14 protein-coding genes are annotated in these 18,665 nt (G+C 68.6%); 5 read left to right on the top strand and 9 right to left on the bottom strand.

What is annotated here, in order from left to right; translation table 11 throughout:
• Positions 1-38: 38 nt before the first annotated feature.
• From ACFQS9_RS19905 to ACFQS9_RS19920, 4 genes are all read left to right on the top strand, one after another.
• Entirely contained in the window at positions 39-2,042 is a 2,004-nt protein-coding gene (locus ACFQS9_RS19905) for an APC family permease (RefSeq protein ID WP_378407827.1), read from the top strand.
• Positions 2,039-3,307, top strand: a complete 1,269-nt coding sequence (locus ACFQS9_RS19910; RefSeq protein WP_378407829.1) for a class I SAM-dependent RNA methyltransferase — start codon at positions 2,039-2,041, stop codon at positions 3,305-3,307. Before ACFQS9_RS19905 ends, ACFQS9_RS19910 begins: the two co-directional genes overlap by 4 nt.
• A 322-nt stretch (positions 3,308-3,629) precedes the next feature.
• Positions 3,630-4,121 (top strand): MarR family winged helix-turn-helix transcriptional regulator, encoded by a 492-nt coding sequence (locus tag ACFQS9_RS19915; protein WP_378407832.1) that lies wholly within the window; start codon positions 3,630-3,632, stop codon positions 4,119-4,121.
• Positions 4,118-5,707 (top strand): MDR family MFS transporter, encoded by a 1,590-nt coding sequence (locus tag ACFQS9_RS19920; protein WP_378407834.1) that lies wholly within the window; start codon positions 4,118-4,120, stop codon positions 5,705-5,707. Before ACFQS9_RS19915 ends, ACFQS9_RS19920 begins: the two co-directional genes overlap by 4 nt.
• Before the next feature lie 79 nt (positions 5,708-5,786).
• On the opposite strand, the gene ACFQS9_RS19925 is transcribed toward ACFQS9_RS19920, so the two are convergent.
• The 5 genes from ACFQS9_RS19925 to glsA all read right to left on the bottom strand — a co-directional run bounded on the left by ACFQS9_RS19925 (position 5,787) and on the right by glsA (position 10,480).
• On the bottom strand, positions 5,787-6,032 hold the full coding sequence (locus ACFQS9_RS19925) for a hypothetical protein (RefSeq protein WP_378407836.1): 246 nt from the start codon (positions 6,030-6,032) through the stop codon (positions 5,787-5,789).
• A 63-nt stretch (positions 6,033-6,095) separates the two neighbouring features.
• On the bottom strand, positions 6,096-6,734 hold the full coding sequence (locus ACFQS9_RS19930) for an SIMPL domain-containing protein (RefSeq protein WP_378407838.1): 639 nt from the start codon (positions 6,732-6,734) through the stop codon (positions 6,096-6,098).
• The gene (locus tag ACFQS9_RS19935) at positions 6,731-7,570 is read right to left on the bottom strand and encodes an ABC transporter permease (RefSeq protein WP_378407840.1); all 840 of its coding nucleotides are present in this window, start codon (positions 7,568-7,570) and stop codon (positions 6,731-6,733) included. Before ACFQS9_RS19935 ends, ACFQS9_RS19930 begins: the two co-directional genes overlap by 4 nt.
• Positions 7,567-8,556, bottom strand: coding sequence for an ATP-binding cassette domain-containing protein (locus ACFQS9_RS19940; protein WP_378407842.1), 990 nt, complete (start codon positions 8,554-8,556; stop codon positions 7,567-7,569). Before ACFQS9_RS19940 ends, ACFQS9_RS19935 begins: the two co-directional genes overlap by 4 nt.
• A 100-nt stretch (positions 8,557-8,656) precedes the next feature.
• The gene (gene glsA / locus ACFQS9_RS19945; RefSeq protein WP_378407844.1) at positions 8,657-10,480 is read right to left on the bottom strand and encodes a glutaminase A; all 1,824 of its coding nucleotides are present in this window, start codon (positions 10,478-10,480) and stop codon (positions 8,657-8,659) included.
• Positions 10,481-10,680: 200 nt separating this feature from the next.
• Between glsA and dxs the strand changes: the two genes are divergently transcribed.
• A complete protein-coding gene (gene dxs, locus ACFQS9_RS19950; protein WP_378408290.1) occupies positions 10,681-12,612 on the top strand; it encodes a 1-deoxy-D-xylulose-5-phosphate synthase in 1,932 nt (643 codons plus the stop codon).
• Between the two features lie 10 nt (positions 12,613-12,622).
• Here dxs and ACFQS9_RS19955 read toward each other — a convergent pair whose 3' ends face one another.
• The 4 genes from ACFQS9_RS19955 to ACFQS9_RS19970 all read right to left on the bottom strand — a co-directional run bounded on the left by ACFQS9_RS19955 (position 12,623) and on the right by ACFQS9_RS19970 (position 18,663).
• On the bottom strand, positions 12,623-14,068 hold the full coding sequence (locus ACFQS9_RS19955) for a sugar porter family MFS transporter (RefSeq protein WP_378407846.1): 1,446 nt from the start codon (positions 14,066-14,068) through the stop codon (positions 12,623-12,625).
• Between the two features lie 136 nt (positions 14,069-14,204).
• Positions 14,205-15,209, bottom strand: coding sequence for an iron-siderophore ABC transporter substrate-binding protein (locus tag ACFQS9_RS19960; protein ID WP_378407848.1), 1,005 nt, complete (start codon positions 15,207-15,209; stop codon positions 14,205-14,207).
• A 100-nt stretch (positions 15,210-15,309) separates the two neighbouring features.
• The gene (locus ACFQS9_RS19965) at positions 15,310-16,374 is read right to left on the bottom strand and encodes an alpha/beta hydrolase (protein WP_378407850.1); all 1,065 of its coding nucleotides are present in this window, start codon (positions 16,372-16,374) and stop codon (positions 15,310-15,312) included.
• 183 nt (positions 16,375-16,557) lie between these two features.
• Complete coding sequence (locus tag ACFQS9_RS19970; RefSeq protein WP_378407852.1) at positions 16,558-18,663, bottom strand: 3-hydroxyacyl-CoA dehydrogenase NAD-binding domain-containing protein; 2,106 nt, start codon at positions 18,661-18,663, stop codon at positions 16,558-16,560.
• Positions 18,664-18,665: the final 2 nt, after the last annotated feature.

Consider the following 18,665-nt stretch of genomic DNA (forward strand, 5'->3'; position numbering starts at 1 on the left):
ATGGCACTGGATCGGTTCGGACGGATTACGCTTTGCCGGTGTCAAAGCTCTCGACCGCTGCGAAGCGGCTGCTGGTGGGTAGACCGTTCCGTAGCGACAAGCTGGGCCACACGCTGCTCCCCAAGCGAATCGCGCTGCCGGTCTTCGCCTCCGATGCGATGTCCTCGGTCGCCTATGCGCCGGAGGAGATCTTCCTCGTCCTGTCCGTCGCGGGCATCTCGGCGTACATGTACACGCCCTGGATCGGGCTGGCCGTCTGCGCGGTGATGGCCGTGGTGGTGGCCAGCTACCGCCAGAACGTGCACGCGTACCCCTCGGGCGGCGGCGACTACGAGGTGGCCACCACCAACCTCGGTCCGACGGCCGGGCTGACGGTCGGCAGCGCGCTGATGGTCGACTACGTGCTCACCGTGGCCGTCTCGATCTCGTCGGCCGCATCGAACATCGGTTCCGCGGTGCCGTTCGTCGCCACCCACAAGGTGCTCTTCGCCGTCGCGGCCATCGTGCTCCTCACCGCGATCAACCTCCGTGGCATCCGAGAGTCCGGGACCGCGTTCGCCGTTCCCACCTACGCATTCATCGTCGGCATGTTCCTGATGCTCGGGTGGGGCCTGTTCCGGATCTACGTGCTCGGCGACGACGTCCGGGCCGAGTCGGCGGGCTTCGACCTGCACGCGGAGGACACTCAGCTCTACGGGATCGCCTTCGCCTTCCTGATCGCCCGCGCATTCTCGTCGGGTTGCGCGGCGCTGACCGGTGTCGAGGCGATCAGCAACGGGGTGCCCGCGTTCCAGAAGCCCAAGTCCCGCAACGCGGCCACCACGCTGTTCCTGCTCGGCGCGATTGCGATCGTGCTCCTGATGGGCATCATCACCCTGGCCCAGAAGATCGGGATCGTATACGCGCACAACCCGGCCGAGCAGATCACCGGAGCGCCGGAGGGCTACCAGCAGAAGACACTGATCGCGCAGATCGCCGAGGCGGTGTTCTCGGGGTTCCCGATCGGCTTCTACTTCATCGCCGCCGTCACGGCGCTGATCCTGGTGCTCGCGGCGAACACCGCCTTCAACGGATTCCCGGTGCTCGGCTCGATCCTCGCGCAGGACCGCTACCTGCCCCGTCAGCTGCACACGCGCGGAGACCGGTTGGCCTTCAGCAACGGCATCCTGTTCCTGTCCGGCGCCGCGATCGCCTTTGTCGTCTTCTTCGGGGCCGAGGTCACCAAGCTGATCCAGCTCTACATCGTCGGGGTGTTCGTCTCGTTCGTGCTGAGCCAGACGGGCATGATCAAGCACTGGACCCGGCACCTGAAGTCGGAGCGGGATCCGGCGGCTCGGCGGCGCATGCAACGCTCGCGCGTCATCAACTCGATCGGTCTCGCCATGACCGCGACGGTTCTGATCATCGTGTTGATCACCAAGTTCGCGGCGGGCGCCTGGATCGCGATCGTCGCCATGGTCGCCATCTTCGCCGTGATGAAGTCGATCCGCAGGCACTACGACAGCGTCGCGGCCGAGCTGGACGAGCAGGAATGGGATGGGGTGCTGCCCAGCCGGACCCACTCGATCGTGCTGGTGTCGAAGCTGCACATGCCGACGATGCGCGCGATCGCCTATGCCCGTGCCACCCGGCCCGACACCCTCGAGGCCGTGACGGTGAACGTCGACGACGCCGACACCCGATCGCTGGTGCGTGAATGGCAGAACAGCGATATCACCGTGCCGCTCAAGGTGATCGAATCGCCCTACCGTGAGATCACCAAGCCCGTCCTCGATTACGTCAAGCGGGTGCGGCGTGATTCGCCTCGTGAGGTCGTGACCGTGTTCATCCCCGAGTACGTGGTCGGGCACTGGTGGGAGCAGATCCTGCACAACCAGAGCGCTCTGCGCCTGAAGAGCCGCCTGCTGTTCCAGCCCGGGGTGATGGTCACCAGCGTGCCGTGGCAGCTCAGTTCCTCGGAGCGGGCCAAGCGCGATCGGGTCCAGGCCGTGCCCGGTGGCACCCGGCGTGGATTCGACGCCGCGGAGGACAACGGTCGGTGAGCGAGAGCTGGGTCGGCCGCAGCGTCGAGGTTCGGCTCGGTAATCCGGGCCACGGTGGCTTCTGCGTCGCCAGGCACGAGGGCCGGGTCGTGTTCGTCCGGCACGGGCTGCCGGGTGAGCTGGTGCGGGCGGAGATCACCGAGGACCGCGGCGGCTCGTTCTGCCGCGCCGATGCCGTGGAGATCGTGGAGGCGTCCCCCGGACGGGTGGCGGCGCGGTGCCCGATCTCCGGGCCCGGCGGGGCGGGGTGCTGCGACTTCTCGCACGCCACTGCGGATCTCCAGCGGGAGATGAAGGCGTCGGTGGTCGCCGAGCAACTCCGCAGGCTCGCCGGCGTCGACCGCGAGGTCGAGGTCGAGGAGCTGCCCGGCACCGGCGACGGCGCCGGCTGGCGAACCAGGCTCCGGCTTGCGGTCGACGGCCACGGCCGGGCCGGCTTCCACGGCTATCGCAGTTCGCGCGTGATCACCGAGCTGCTGTGCCCGCAGCCGGTGCTCGGCACCTACCAAGGACTCGACGAGCGGGACTGGCGGCCCGGCGGCGAGATCCAGGTGACGGTGGACGGCAACGGGGCCAGGCACGTGGTGGAGATCGAGCCCGCGAAGGTCTCGAGGACCGGACGCCGCAGTCCGGGCCGACGCGGCGCCACCGCCCGCCGTGCGGCCCAGGCCGGTCCGCGTCGCGAGCACGTGGTGGAGGGCAACGGGCGCGCCGTCGAGCGGGTCGGTGGACGCGAATGGGAACTCTCTGCGACCGGCTTCTGGCAGGCGCATCGCGGTGCGGCACAGACCTATTCGACGGTGGTCGGCGCGTGGGCGGAGGCCGCTCCCGGCTCGATCGCCTGGGATCTCTACGGCGGGGTCGGCGTGTTCGCCGCCGAGCTGGCCGGCCAGGTGGGGTCGCATGGCGAGGTGGTGTCGGTCGAGTCCGGCCGCGGCGCTGTCGAGGACGGCAGGCACGCGCTGGCCGATCTCGGGCAGGTGCACTTGCGTGCGGCCCGGGTGGAGAAGGTGGTGGGGGAGCTGCCGGTGCCGGTGGGCACGGTGGTGCTCGATCCGCCGCGGTCCGGTGCTGGGCGTGAGGTCATCGAGGCGCTCGCGCATGCGGCGCCGAACAGGATTGTCCACATCGGTTGCGATCCGGCGGCGTTCGGGCGCGATGTCGGTCTGTACCTCGCGCAGGGATACCGGCTCGAGCAGGTGCGCGCCTTCGACGCGTTCCCGATGACCCATCACACGGAGTGCCTCGCACTGCTGGTGCGCTAGCGGGTTCGGCGCTGTCGCCCCCGGTGGGCTCGTCGCCAGGGCGCCGTCACCTCATGGGCATCATGGGGATCGTGGGCAACTGCCAGCCCATCTGCTGTATCCAGGCCATGAACATGTTCATCATTTCCTGCCACATCATGTGTTCTCACCTCCGCTCCCGGTGGTGATGGCGATCCATTCGCACATGATCGTGTGCGCTACCGATCTTACGAGGGTCACCGCTGCCCGAACGGGCACCATCCCCGGCAATAAGTTGCATGGGTAATGCAATCAATATATAGTTGCGTACCGCAAGCATCAATCATGCCGTTCAGGGGAGCCCATGGCCGTCCAGACCGCTACCGCGGAGGAGCTCGTCGAGGAGGTCTTTCTCTTCGGCAGGGCGTTGCGCCACATCCTCGGCGGCGCCGACACCAGCGGACTTCCGCCCGCACTCCTGGGGGTGCTGCACGTGCTCGCCACCGTCGGCCAATGCCGACAGATGGAGCTCGCCTCCCACCTGTGCGTCAGTCAGTCGTCGTTGAGCCGGCAGATCGCGGATCTGGTCGATGCCGGGTTCGTCGAGCGGCACGCCGACCCGGAAGACGGTCGCGTCTCGCTGGTGCGGCTGTCGGAGTCCGGTACGGAGCTACTGCGGGCGAACAGAGAACGCCGAGCCGATCGCCTGCGCACCATGCTGAGCGAATGGAGCGAGGAGGAAGCCAGCGAGGCCGTGATCTCGCTTCGTCGACTCAAGCACACCTTCATGACTCCGCCGGTACGGAGAACCGTGTCCGACGCAGATTCTCAGAACCAGGGGAGAACACACACATGACCGACACCGAGTACCAGCCGCGTCACGCCGCTCCGCCGGGTGATGAGGTGATGATGACGCACCGCGAGATCCTCGAGGTTCTCGCCGGATTGCTCGCGGCGCTGTTCACCGCGCTGCTCAGTTCGACCATCGTCTCGACGGCCCTGCCCACGATCATCGGCGACCTGGGCGGCAGCCAGACCCAGTTCGCCTGGGTGATCACCACCGCGCTGCTGGCCACGGCGGCGTCGACGCCGATCTGGGGAAAGCTCGCCGACCTCTACAACAAGAAGGTCCTCGTCCAGTCGGCGATCGTGATCTTCGTGATCGGCTCGGTCATCGCCGGGTTCGCGTCGAACGTGCCGATCCTGTTGGGCGCCCGCGTGATCCAGGGCATCGGAATGGGCGGGCTGACCGCGCTAGTCGTCGCCATCATCGGCAGCATCATCCCGCCGCGTGATCGTGGCCGGTACTCGGGATACATGGGTGGGGTCATGGCGGTGTCCATGGCCGGTGGCCCGGTCCTCGGCGGCGTCATCGCCGACGGGCTCGGCTGGCGCTGGTGCTTCTTCGTGTGTGTCCCGCTCGCCGTGATCGCGCTCGTCCTGTTGCAGAAGACGCTGCACATCGAGACCGACCGCAAGGACGGGGTGTCCATCGACTGGCTCGGTGCGACCCTGCTCACCGCGGGCGTCTCGGTGCTCCTGATCTGGGTGTCGTTCGCGGGCAAGGCCACCTACTACGACTGGGTCTCCACCGAGTCCGCGGTGCTGGTCGGCGCCGGATTGCTGCTGCTGATCGCCACCGTCTTCGTCGAGAGCAAGGCCAGCTCGCCGATCATCCCGCTCAAGATCGTCACCGAGCGGACCACGGCGCTCGCCATCATCTCCTCGGTCGCGGTCGGTGTCGGACTCTTCGGTGCCACCACCTTCCTCGGCCAGTACTTCCAGACCGCGCGCGGGCACACCCCGACCGAGGCCGGTCTGCTGACCATCCCGATGGTGTTCGGCATGCTGGTCGGCACCGTCGGCTCGGGTCAGCTCATCACCAAGTTCGGCAAGTGGAAGGGCTTCGTCGTGGCCGGCTCGGTCCTGCAGCTCATCGGCTTCCTGCTGCTGAGCACCATCGATCACGAGACGCACATGTGGCAGATCGGGCTGATGATCGCGCTGCTCGGCCTCGGCACCGGCATGCTGATGCAGAACGTCGTCCTGGCCGTGCAGAACACGGTGAGCGTCCACAACATCGGTGCCGCCAGCAGCCTGGTCGCCTTCTTCCGAACCTTCGGTGGGGCCATCGGCGTCTCGGTGCTGGGTTCGGTGCTGGCCACTCGGGTCACCGACCTCACCGCGGAGGGATTCGCGAAGCTCGGCATCGACACGCACACGCCCGGTGGCGGGGGCAACCTGAACCTGAAGGTGCTGCCTGCCCCCGTGCAGGACGTGATCCGGGTGGCCTACGGCGACGCGACCGGTCGGATCTTCCTGATCGCGGCGGCCGTCGCGGTGATCACGGTCATCGCGGTGATCTTCCTGCCGAACAAGCCGCTGCGGACCACGATCGACCTCGAGCCGTCCGAGGCGGACATGGAGTACGCGAAGGTCTGAGCGGGCGCGTTCCGGACAGCAGTGCGGCCCACCCCGATCGGGGTGGGCCGCACTGGTCTCCGGCGTGGACGGACCAGGCTCAGGCGGCCCGGTACACGTCGGCGTTGATGTATGCCGCCACCAGATCGTGGTATTCGCGGCGCGGGCCGTGGTCTGCGGGCAGGACCCCCGCCAGCGGGGCCTGCGAGCGGAACTGTTCGAGATGGAAGGCCCGACCGCCATTGGTCCGGCGGCCGATGACGACCACGCCGAAGAGCGCGAACAGGACCGAGGCGAGAACGAGGTAGGGGATCACCTGCCCAGTGTCGCCCAGTCGACGGCCCATTCCCAAACTCTGGGAATGAGAGCTTGGGCACAGGTGATGCAGGTCACGGGCCCTTTCTGGCGGTCAGATCAGGGTCCAGCGCACCCGTGCCGTCGCCGACAGCTCGGTCTCGCCGCGTTCGATCGGCATGCCATCGGCGGACGCCTTCATCGCCCGAACCATCGGCCGGGGCATCGGTGGCGAGTCGACGTCCTCGGAGAGTTCGACCACCTTGCCGAGTTCGCGCCCCGACAGCCCCGCGTACTGCCGCGCCTTGGCGAGGGCGTCGGCGAAGGCCGCATCCCTGGCCTGAGCGAGCAGTCCGGTCTGGTCCGCGATCCCCAGCTCGAGGCCGCCGAGGCGGACGTCGTCGCCCCCGGCACCGACGCAGTCCGCGATGACCTGGCCCGGTGCCGAGAGATCGCGCAGCGTGACCGATAGCGACGTGCTCGCGATGTACCCGACCACCTTCTGGCCCTGGTTCTCCTGCCACACGGTGTCCGCGTGCACGGACAGCCCGGTGGTGGAGACGTCGGCTGGGGCGACCCCGGCGGCGCGGAGCGCCTCGGACACCGCCTGGGCCGCGTGCCCCGCCTGTTCGAACGCACTGGTCACGTCGGGCCTGCGGACCTCCACCGACACCGTGATCCGCATGATGTCGGGAGCGGCCGCCGCGGAACCGTGACCGACGACGGTGACGGACGACTTCATCTGTGCAGTCACGACTTCCGGTTGTACAGGCGCATCGTGATGGGCCCGAAGATCAGGATGAACCCGGCGCACCAGCCGAGCACGATGGCCAGATCGCCGAGCTCGAGGGTGCCCGCCATCAACCCGCGAATGGCGGTCACCAGCTTGCTGATCGGATTGACGTTCACGAATGCCTGCAGCCAGCTGGGCATGGTCGACGGGTCGACGAAGATGTTGCTCGCGAAGGTGAGCGGAAACAGGATGAACATCGACACGCCCATCACCGCCTGCTCGGTGCGCATCATCATCGCGAACATCGTCCAGACCCAGGACATGCTGAACGAGAACAACAGCAACAGGGCGATCGAGGCCACCACGCCGATGAACCCGCCCTGCGGCCGGAAGCCGAGGATCAGCCCGAGGACCATCACGATCACCGAGGCGATCGTGTAACGGACCACGTCGCCGAAGAGGGCGCCGACCAGCGGTGCAGGCCGCCAGATCGGGAGGGACCGGAATCGGTCGAAGACGCCCTTCTCGATGTCCTTGTTCAGGGTCAGGCCGGTGTACATCGTGATCATGACGACCGTCTGGACCAGGATTCCCGGGATCAGGAACTGCACGTACGCCTCGGTGGACCCGGCCAGCGCGCCGCCGAACAGGTAGGTGAACATGAGCGTGAACATGATCGGGAACATGGTCACGTCGAACAACTGCTCGGGCACGTGCTTGATCTTGAGCAGCGCCCGCCACCCGAAGGACAGTGACGTCGACAGCGCATTCGGGCGTGCCGGGCGCGGCCCCGAGAGCTGCAGCACGTCGCTCACCGCCGGCGCAACCGACGGGGATTGCACGGAGGTCGATGTCATGATGCCGTCTCCTTCACGAATTCCTGGTCGTCTTCTGATTCGGCCGGCCGGCCGGTGAGCGCGAGGAACACCTCGTCGAGACTGGGCTGACCGAGCGCGAAGGTGGTCACCGCGATGCCCGCATCGTCGAGGGCGGGCAGTGCGCGCGCGACCCGTTGCGGGTCGTCGATTCGCGCGGTCAGGGCCGCCGGATCGGACTCCCGGCTGATCTCGACGCCGAGGACGTCGCCGAGCAGGACTGCCGCGGCGTCCCGCCTCGACTGATCGGCGACCCGCACGTGCAGGGCGCCGGACCCCACCGAGGCCTTGAGCTCGCCCGTGGTGCCCTCGGCGATGACCTTGCCGTGGTCGATCACCGCGACCCGGTCGGCGAGTTGGTCGGCCTCGTCGAGGTACTGCGTGGTGAGCAGCACGGTGGTGCCGCCCGCGACCAGCGCCCGGACGATCTCCCAGACCTGGTTGCGACTGCGCGGATCGAGGCCGGTGGTGGGTTCGTCGAGGAAGATCAGCTCCGGCGTGACGATGATGCTGGCCGCGATGTCCAGGCGCCTGCGCATCCCGCCGGAGAACGTCTTCACCTGGCGCGGCCCCGCCTCGACGAGGTCGAAGGCCGTGAGCAGCTGTTCGGACCTGGCCTTGGCTGCGGACCTCGAGAAGCCGAACAGCCGGGCCAGCAGCACCAGGTTCTCGGTTCCGGACAGGTCCTCGTCCAGCGAGGCGAACTGGCCGGTCAAGGCGACCTTGCTGCGTACCGTGTCCGCTTCCTTGGCGACGTCGTGTCCGAGCACCCTGGCGCTGCCGCCGTCGATCTCGAGCAGGGTCGCGAGCATCCGGATCGTGGTGGTCTTGCCCGCCCCGTTGGGACCGAGGACGCCGTACACGCCGCCGGAGGGAACCGCGAGGTCGACACCGTCGACCGCGACGTTGGATCCGAACCGTTTGACCAGCCCCTGGGTTTCGATCGCGAGTCCTGCGTTCAAGGTCATTTGAGTACCTTCTCCGATCCTGCGGTCGACGGCAACGTAGTTTCCGAGCCTAGGCGCGGGGTACGACAACGTGGGCGGGATCGGCCCGGTGGCGCGCGGCTCAGCCCAGTCGGCCGCGCGGCGCCAGCGACCGGATCGCGGCCTCCATCTGGGCATATGCGCCCGCCGCCAACTGTTCGAGGAGCGCCACCGTGAGGCCGGGTGCCTCGGCGCTGAGACGGGCGAACCGGTCCGGCGGCAACACCGCCAAACGCACATCGGTGTCGGCGTGCACGTCGCCGAGGAACCGCTCCCCGATCAGCATCGGCATCTCGCCGAACGTCATGCCCGGCGCGAGTGTGGTGATCCGGTGGGGGACCCCGTCCGCGCCCTGCAGGGTGTTGCTCACCCGTCCGGCGAGGATCAGGAAGATGCCCGCGGCCGGATCGCCTCGGTGCACGATCAGCTGGCCCTGGGCAACGGTCCGGGTCTCCAGCTCGCCCGCGAACCTGTCGAACTGCTCGGCGCTGAGCGCCGACACCAGGGGGTGCTCGGCGAGCGTGATCGACTCCGGCAGCCTGGCACCGGCGCAGTGCCGATCCAGGAGGGTGTCCTCGCACCACTCGAGGGCCGAATCGAGATCGACGAATACCCGGCCGCCCGCGGCGGGAACCAACCCCGAGGTGGTGTGCCCCAGCAGGCCCTCGGGATCGACCAGCGCGAGCTGGCAGCCCCTGACGCCGAGGTCGTCATACAGGTCCGACAGCATCCTGCTCGCGACCCCGCTGACGTCGTCGACCCGCCGGATGTCCACGACGACCGCCTCGAGTTCGTCGCTCTGCGCGGTGATCTCACGAACCGCGGTCTCGGTGCCCGCGAACAGCAGGTCGCCGTGCAGTTCGTAGATCCGTGCGCGCCGCCCGAACTTCTCGAGCGAGTCGCGTTCGGCGGGCCCGCGGCGCTGCCTCGACGGTGCCTCGGCGACCGAGTAGCTGGACCTGACCGCGGACCTGGCCGCGCGGGTCACGTGCAGGAAGTGCAACTCGAGTTCCTTCGAGAGCTCCCGGCAGGCCTGGACCCCGCGGACGCTGTTGCCGTGTGCGTCCAGGCGCGGGGAGTACACCGCGATCCCGATCTGGCCGGGCAGCACCGCGAGCACGCCGCCGCCGACGCCGCTCTTGGCGGGCAGGCCCACCTGCGTCACCCAGTCGCCCGCGGCGTCGTACATCCCGCAGGTGGTCATCACGCTCAGCACCCGTTCGACCAGGTCGGGCGCCAGTGCCCGCTCGTGGGTGACGGGGTTGACCCCGTTGTTCGCCAGCGTCGCCCCCATCAGCGCGAGGTCGCGGCAGGTGACGTCGATCGAGCATTGCCTGAAGTACAGGTCGACGGCCGCCTCGGGGTCGTCGGCGATGATGCCGAACGAGCGCAGCATGTGGCCGATCGCACGGTTGCGGTGACCGGTTCGTGCTTCCGACCGGTAGACCGCATCGTTGAGAGAGAGCTCTCGGCCCGCGTACCGCGAGTAGCACCGGCGCAGCCGCTCGAACCGAGCCTCCGGATCGTCCCCGTCGATCAGCGAGGCGGCCGCGATCGCGCCGGCGTTGATCATCGGGTTGCGGGGTCGTTCGGTGACGGGGTCGAGGCTGATCTCGTTGAACGGCTCCCCGGACGGTTCGACGTCGATCTTCTCGGCGACGGCGCTCAGTCCGCGATCGGCGAGTGCCAGCCCGTAGGTGAGGGGCTTCGAGATCGATTGGATGGTGAACTCGGTGTGCGCGTCGCCCGACTCGTAGACGTAGCCGTCGGAGGTGGCGATGCACAGCGAGAAGGAGTCCGGCGCGACGGCGGCGAGCTCCGGGATGTAGTCGGCGAGTTCCCCGGCGCGGTTCTCCTGACAGAGTGCGAACACTTCCCCGATGAGGCCGTCCACGACGTTGCGCATGGGCGCCAGCCTAGGGCCTCGGGCGGTGACCTGGGTCACGGAAGGTCGGCATAATGGGCTGGCAGCCGCCCCGCGCCGCGCGGGAGGACGGGACGTCGGGCAGTTGTCGCGCGCGGACTCCGTAGACTGGGTCGGTCGGCACGGTGTCGACGCCGTGTACGCGCAGTGTTTTCGCTGTGTCATTGGAGGGAGCGATCTCGTTGGGTGTCCTTTCTCGAATCCAGGCGCCCATCGATCTGCGTGCGCTCAGCCCCGCCGAGATGCGGGAGCTCGCCGCGGAGATCCGTGAATTCCTCGTGCACAAGGTGTCCGCCACCGGTGGGCACCTCGGGCCGAACCTGGGCGTCGTCGAGCTGACCTTGGCGCTGCACCGCGTCTTCGACTCGCCGTCCGACCCGATCATCTTCGACACCGGTCACCAGGCCTACGTGCACAAGATGGTGACCGGCCGGATGGATCGGTTCGACTCGCTGCGCAAGCAGGGCGGCCTCTCGGGCTACCCGTGCCGGGCCGAGAGCGAGCACGACTGGGTCGAGTCCTCCCACGCCTCCGCCGCGCTGTCCTACGCCGATGGCCTGGCGAAGGCGTTCGAGCTGACGGGGCAGGACCGGCACGTGGTCGCCGTCGTCGGTGACGGCGCCCTGACCGGTGGAATGTGTTGGGAGGCACTCAACAACATCGCGGCGGGCCGCAACCGCTCGGTCGTCATCGTCGTCAACGACAACGGCCGCTCCTATGCTCCGACCATCGGCGGCCTCGCCGACCATCTCGCGGCGCTGCGCCTGCAGCCGGGCTACGAGAAGGTGCTCGACAACAGCAGGCGAATGGTCAAGAAGGTGCCGTGGGTCGGGCGCGCCGCGTACCAACTCCTGCACGGCATGAAGGCCGGCATCAAGGACATGGTGAGTCCCCAGGTCATGTTCACCGACCTGGGCATCAAGTACCTGGGGCCGGTGGACGGCCACGACGAGGCCGCGCTCGAGTCGGCGATGCGACGGGCGAAGTCCTTCGGTGGGCCCGTGATCGTGCACGCGGTGACGCGCAAGGGCATGGGCTATGCGCACGCGGAGAACCACGTGGCCGATCAGATGCACGCCACCGGCGTCATCGACCCGCTCACCGGTCGCTCGACCTCAGAGCCCGCCGCGGACTGGACCTCCGTGTTCTCGGACGAGCTCATCGCCCAGGCCGAGCGCCGCAAGGACATCGTCGCGATCACCGCGGCGATGCCGGGACCGACCGGCCTCGCGGCCTTCGGCGAACGGTTCCCGGACCGGATGTTCGATGTCGGTATCGCCGAGCAGCACGCGCTCACCTCGGCGGCGGGTCTCGCGCTCGGCGGGCTGCACCCGGTGGTCGCGGTGTACTCGACCTTCCTCAACCGCGCGTTCGACCAGTTGCTGATGGACGTGGCGCTCCTCGACCAGCCTGTGACGATCGTGCTCGACCGCGCCGGGATCACCGGTTCGGACGGGGCCAGTCACAACGGCATGTGGGACTTCTCGCTGCTCGGGATCGTGCCGGGCATCCGCGTTGCCGCGCCCCGGGATGCGGCCTCGTTGCGCGAGGAGCTCGCCGAGGCGCTCGCGGTCAGTGATGGCCCGACCGCACTGCGGTTCCCGAAGGGCGCTGTCGCCGAAGACATCCCGGCGATCGAGCGGCTCGGCGACACGGTCGACGTGCTGCGCATGCCGGAGGCGGGCACGGGCGATGTGCTGATCGTCGCGGTCGGTCCCTTTGCCGAGGTGGCGCTCGAGACGGCCGTCCGGCTCGAGCAGCAGGGGATCAGTGCCGCGGTCGTCGACCCGCGTTGGGTGCTGCCGGTGCCCGAGGCGCTGGTCACGCTCGCCGAGGACTTCCGCATGGTCGTCACCGTCGAGGACAGCGGACTGCACGGTGGCATCGGTTCCAGCGTGTCGGCGGCCCTGCGCGCCGCCGGAGTGGACACCCCGTCGAGGGATGTCGGTGTGCCGCAACGATTCCTGGACCATGCCTCGCGGGATCAGATCCTCAAGGAACTCGGCCTCACCGCCCAGGATCTCGCTCGTCAGATCACCGGCTGGGTGGTCGGCGTGCGTTCCGACGTGACCGAGAAGTCCGAACTGGAAGCCCGGAACCCCGGAATCGGTTGATCGGTGCGGGTCAGCCGGCGGCCTCGAGGGTGCGGCCCCTGGTCTCCTTCACGAACCGCAGGACGATGAAGAACGAGAGCACGGACATCGCGGCGTATCCGGCATAGGTGAACGAGAGGTTCCAGTCCGCCAGCGTCGGGAAGGTGGACGAGACCAGGAAGTTCGCCACCCAGTTGGCGGCGGTGGCGACACCGACCGCGGCGGCCCGGACCCGGTTCGGGAACAGTTCGCTGATCAGGACCCAGACGACGGGGCCCCAGGAGAACGCGAAGAAGAACACGAACGCGTTGGCGGCCAGCAGGGCGATCGTGCCGTTGGTGTCGCTGAGGGTCGCCACCGAGTCGCCGTCGGCGTCGGTGGTGATCGTGGCCGTGTGGAAGCACGCCGCCGTGATGGCCAGCGAGACGGCCATGCCGATCGAACCGATGAGCAGTAGTGGCCTGCGGCCGATCCGGTCGATGACCGCGATCGCGACGAAGGTGCCGAGGATGTTGACCAGCGCGCTGACGACGCTGATGAACAGGGACCGGTCCTCGCCGTATCCGACCGCCTGCCAGAGTGTGCTGGAGTAATAGAAGATCACGTTGATGCCGACGAACTGCTGGAGCGCGGCGAGGGCGATGCCGATCCAGACCAGCGGCGCCACCCCCAGTCGTGCGGAGAACAGTTCGCGGACCGTGGTCTTGGTCCGGTGTTCGCTCAGCGAGGCACGAATCTCGTTCATTCGCAGGGTGACCGCCTCATCGTCACCGCCCTCGAGCCTGGAGATGATCGCGCGGGCATCCTCCTCGCATGAGCGGGCGACGAGGAATCTCGGCGACTCGGGGATGGTGAAGGTCATGATCAGATAGAGCGCCGCCGGGACCGCCTCGAGCGCCAGCATCCACTGCCAGGCCTCGACCCCGGCCAGCTCGCCCCGCGCGCCGTCGGCCGCCTCGGACAGCGCGTAGTTGACGAGCTGGGAGATCGCGATGCCGAGGACGATGGCGAGCTGGTACATCGATCCGAGCCGACCCCGGATGGCGGCGGGGGAGATCTCCGCGATGTAGGCGGGCGCGATCACCGAGGCGAAGCCGACCGCCACACCGCCGAGCACGCGCCATGCCGTGAGGTCGTAGACGCCGAACGGGAAGGCGGACCCGAGGGCGCCGACGATGAAGAGCACCGCGGCGACCTGCATCACCCGGATGCGGCCGAGGCGGTCGGCGAATTCGCCCGCGATCCAGGCGCCGAGGGCCGCACCGAGCAGGGTGAGCGAGACGGTGAGTCCGGTTCCGGCGGCACCGATGTCGTAGCGATCGCGGATCGCTCCGACCGCGCCGTTGATGACCGCGGTGTCGTATCCGAAGAGGAAGCCACAGAGTGCGGCTGCCGCCGCGAACATCACGGCGTGCGCAACATCCGCCTTCGCCGCGCCCGGCCCGGTGCCGCCGAAGGCGGTGTCGCTCTGTGCCATCGCTGACCCCTAGCGCGTCCCGCGGTCGACGCCCCATTGCGTCGTGCAACACCCGGGACAGTGTGGACGCTACGCCGATGCGCGCACGATGATGCGGATACGGGACAGCCCGCGCGCCTCGCGGCCCTCGGTCAGATCAGCCGGCGCGCTTCGCTGCTTCCGAGAGCTGGGGGACGATCTTGTCGAGCACCCACGGGATGCTGAGCACATTGACATTGCTGAGCCCGGCGATGACCTGCTGGTCGGCGAAGAGGACCGCCGAGCCGCGCTGGACCGCACCCAGCGACGCGATGGCGGGGTTGCCGAGCGGGTCCGTCGCGCCGTCGGTGAAGGCCACGACGACGTCGGCGTCGATGTCGCGGACGTTCTCCAACGAGATGTCCCGGTAGAACTTTCCGCTCGGGTTGTCCGCGGCGAGCTTCTCGACCCCGGGGGCGTTGACGAAGCCGAGTTCGGTGAGCAGTTGGACCCGCGGGTCCGTCGGCAGGTAGACGTTCGCCTCACCCGCTCCGGTGTCGAAGTTGACCACCGCGAGGGTCTTCCCCGCGAACTCGGGGTGCTGGGCTGCGGTGTCGGCCAGGGTCTTTCCCAGACCGTCGATCAGACCCTTCGCCTCGTCCGGCTTGCCGACGGCCGCGCCGATGAGCCTGGTCTGGTCCTGCCAGGTGGTCTGCCAGGCCGCGCCCGGGTAGGCGACGGTGGGGGCGAGCCGAGTGAGCTTGTCGTAGTAGGCCTGGTCGAATCCCTCGTAGGGGGCCAGGATCGCATCCGGGGCCAGCGCGGCCAGTGCCTCGATGGAAGGCTCGCCGGCCTGCGGATCGTCGTAGAGGGTGGTCTTGTTCGCGTCGTAGTACTTCTCGGCCCAGGGCATGACGCCGTTCGGGTTCGCACCGTAGGTGTACTTCGGCTGGCCGACGGGGGTGAGTCCGAGTGCGTACAGGACATCCTGGGCGTTCCAGCCCATGGTGACGAGTCGGTCCGGCCGTGCCTCGATGGTGGTGGTGCCGAAGGTGTTGTCGATGCTGACCGGGTAGGCGCCGCCACCGGCCGCGGAGCCGTCGGAGTTCGCGGTGTCGGAGGCGCAGCCGACCAGGGTGGTGGCGGCGAGGGCGGCGATGCCGAGACGAAGAAGTGAACGCATGGAGGGGAGCCTAACCTAACTCGAACCTCCCCCGGAAGCGGGTCCGCGCCCCGGGCGAGACGCCTGGGGCGCGGACCTTCGGGAAACGCCTATCGACGACTCAACCGATGTTGGCCGACAGGTCGGGAATCATGCGATTGACCTGATCCTCCCAGTTCTTCCAGTTGTGGACTCCCGTGGCGGGGTAGTCGTAATGGACGTTGTGTGCGCCGATGGTGGCCATCCGGACCTCGAACGCGCGGGTGTTGGCCAGTGCCAACGCCTCCAGCGGCACGGCCTGCACGACTCCGAGCGCGTCGCTGACGTCGCCCGGGCCGGGGGCTCCGCTGCCGGAAGAGACCCACAGCCGGGTGTTGTTCGCCTTCAGCATCGGCGCGAAGACGAACGGGTCCATCCGCAGCCACTGCGGACCCCACGGCGGCGCCATCGCGTCGATGTTGAAGCCGCCGGCCGAGACCATCGCGACGCGAAGCGCCTCGCGCATGCCGGGCGCCGAGTTGTTGAGGAAGCCGGAGTACGACCCGGCGAAGCTGAACTGCTGCGGGTGGTAGGCGGCGAGAGTCAGTGCCGCGCTGCCGCCCATCGACAGCCCGAACACGCCATTGCGGGTAGAGCTGAACCCTTCCCGCCTGGCCAGCTCGCGCGGCAGCTGTCGGGACAGGAAGGTCTCCCACCTGTAGGTGTTGGCCTTGCCGTCGACGTCCGCCGCAGCATCCGAGCTGCCCAGCGCCGACGACCCGCCGGAGCTGCCGGTGGAGGACCCGAGGTCGCCCGGACCCCAGGTGCTCGGCGCGTTCCAGTCGGCGTAGAAGCTGGACTCGCCGCCGACCGGCATCACGACGTTGATGTTGGCGGCGGTCAGCGCGCGGGCGACGTTGGTCTCGATCTCCCAGCCGTTGAGGTCGTTGCGGGCGCGCATCCCGTCGAGCGCGTACACCACGCGGTTCTTGTTGCCGTTGGCCGCGCGGAAGATGCGGGACTTGATCGGACCCATGTCGGAGTCGACCCAGAAGTCGTATCCGAAGTTCGGGTCGAACGCCGCGTTCGCGGTGCCGACGGGACCTGCTACCGACACCCCGAGCGGTAGCACCATCGCCATTGACACCAGTATCGAGCGTTTGAACCTCGAGACGGCCCTCCCACCCCTGAGACGTCTGACTCGCATTCTGTTATGGCCTTTCGTCGGTGCGGCCGTGCACGGCCGCCGTTCACGGGCACAAGCACCATATCGCTGTATCGGTGCAGAAGTCGCCAGAAACGTCCTGTGCGGTGGCATGTGTCCACGCGAAACGGGCGCGGCACGGGGGAATCCCGTGCCGCGCCCGCCTCGTGATCTGTGCAGTCTGGGCTAGACGCTGGCGACGCCCTTGGCCAGGAACGGCTTGCCGTTCACCGCCTCCGAGGTGCCGGTCCGGTCCAGGTACGGGGTGATGCCGCCGTTCCAGAACCCGAAGCCGCCGCCCAGGATCAGGCAGAGATCGATGTCCTCGGGCGCCGCGACCACGCCCTCCTCGAGCATGATCCGGATCTCCTCGGCCATCGCGCGGCGGGTCCGCTCGAGCACCGCCTCGGCGGTCGACGGCTTGTCGCCCTGCGGCCACAGCGCGGCGACCTCGGGGTCGACGACCTGGCCCTCGGGACCGTAGGTCCAGACGCCGGGCTTGCGGGCCTCCACCAGCGCCTCGAGGCCGGGGGAGGAGGTGAAGCGGTCCGGGTACGCCGCCTGCAGGGTCTCCCCGGTGTGCAACGCGACCGCCGGGCCGACGAGGGCCAGTAGGGTGAACGGGCTCATCGGCATGCCCAGCTCGCCCACCGCGTTGTCCGCGACGTCGAACGGGGTGCCCTCGTCCACCGCGGTCATGACCTCACCGAGGGTGCGGGTGACGAGGCGGTTGAAGACGAACCCGGCCTTGTCGCCGCACAGCACGGCCGACTTCTTCAGCGACTTGGCGGTGGCGAAAGCCGTTGCCAGCGTTGCGTCGTCGGTCTTGGCGCCCTTGATGATCTCGAGCAGCGGAAGCACCGCGACGGGGTTGAAGAAGTGGAAGCCGACGACCCGCTCGGGGTGCTTGAGCTCGGCGGCCATGTCGGTGATCGACAGCGACGAGGTGTTGGTCGCGAGGATCGTCTCGGGGGCGATGAACTCCTCGAGCTCGGCGAAGATCTTCTTCTTCAGGTCGAGGTTCTCGAAGACGGCCTCGATGACGAAGTCGGTCTTGGCGAACGCCGACTTGTCCAGCGAGCCGGAGACGAGTGCCTTGAGGCGGTTGGCTGCGTCGGCCGACAGGCGGCCCTTGCCCTGCAGCTTGTCGATCTCGGTGTGGACGTAGCCGACGCCCTTGTCGATGCGCTCCTGGTCGATGTCGGTGAGGATCACCGGCACCTTGAGCTGACGCACGAAGAGCAGCGCGAGCTGGCTGGCCATCAGGCCCGCGCCGATGATGCCGACGCCGGTGACCTTGCGCGCCAACGACTTGTCCGGCGCGCCCGCGGGACGCTTCGCCCGCTTGTTCACCAGGTCGAAGGCGTAGAGGCCCGCGCGCAGCTCGTCGGTCATGAGCAGGTCCGCGAGGGCCTCGTCCTCGGCCGCGAAGCCGGCGTCGAGCGAGGCAGGGTCGCTGAGGTCGACGGTGCGGGCGGCCTCGAGCAGGGCCAGTGCCCGCTCGGCGGCCGGGGCGAAGCCACGGGTCTTACCCGCGACGAGGGCCTTGGCGCGGGCGAGCGCGGCATCCCAGCCTGCGCCGCGGTCGATCTCCGGGCGCGCCGGGACGATCTCGCCGGCGAGCACCTTCGCCGCCCAGGCGAGGGACTGCTCGAGGAAGTCCGCGGAGCCGAGGACGGCGTCGGCGAGGCCGAGCTTGGCGGCCTGCGCGGCGCGGATCACCTTGCCGTTGTTGAGCGGGTTCTCCACGACCAGCGTGACCGCGGCGTCGGGGCCGATCAGGTTCGGCAGCAACTGCGTGCCGCCCCAGCCGGGCACCAGTCCGAGCATGACCTCGGGCAGGCCGAGGGCGGGGACGTTGTCGGCGTAGGTGCGGTAGTGGCAGTGCATGCCGACCTCGAGGCCGCCACCGAGCGCGAGGCCGTTGACGAACGCAAACGTCGGGACGCTGGACTCGCGCAGCCGCCGGAACACCCTGTGTCCGAGCAGCCCGATCTGCAGGGCCTGCTCACGGTCGGTGATGTTCGGGACGCCCTTGAGGTCCGCGCCCGCGGCGAAGATGAACGGCTTGCCGGTGACGGCGATCGCGGCGGGATTCGCGGCGAACGCCTCGTCGAGGGCGGCGTCGAACGCGAGCAGACCCTTGGGGCCGAAGGAGTTCGGCTTGGTGTGGTCGAAGCCGTTGTCGAGGGTGACCAGGGCCACCGGGCCGTCGATCCCGGGGACGGATACGAGCTTGGTGTACGCGTTCGTCACGACCTCGTCGGCGAATGCGGTTGCGATATCAGACATGG

It is taken from the genome of Rhodococcus daqingensis, assembly GCF_042665615.1.
Lineage (GTDB): Bacteria > Actinomycetota > Actinomycetes > Mycobacteriales > Mycobacteriaceae > Rhodococcus_G > Rhodococcus_G daqingensis.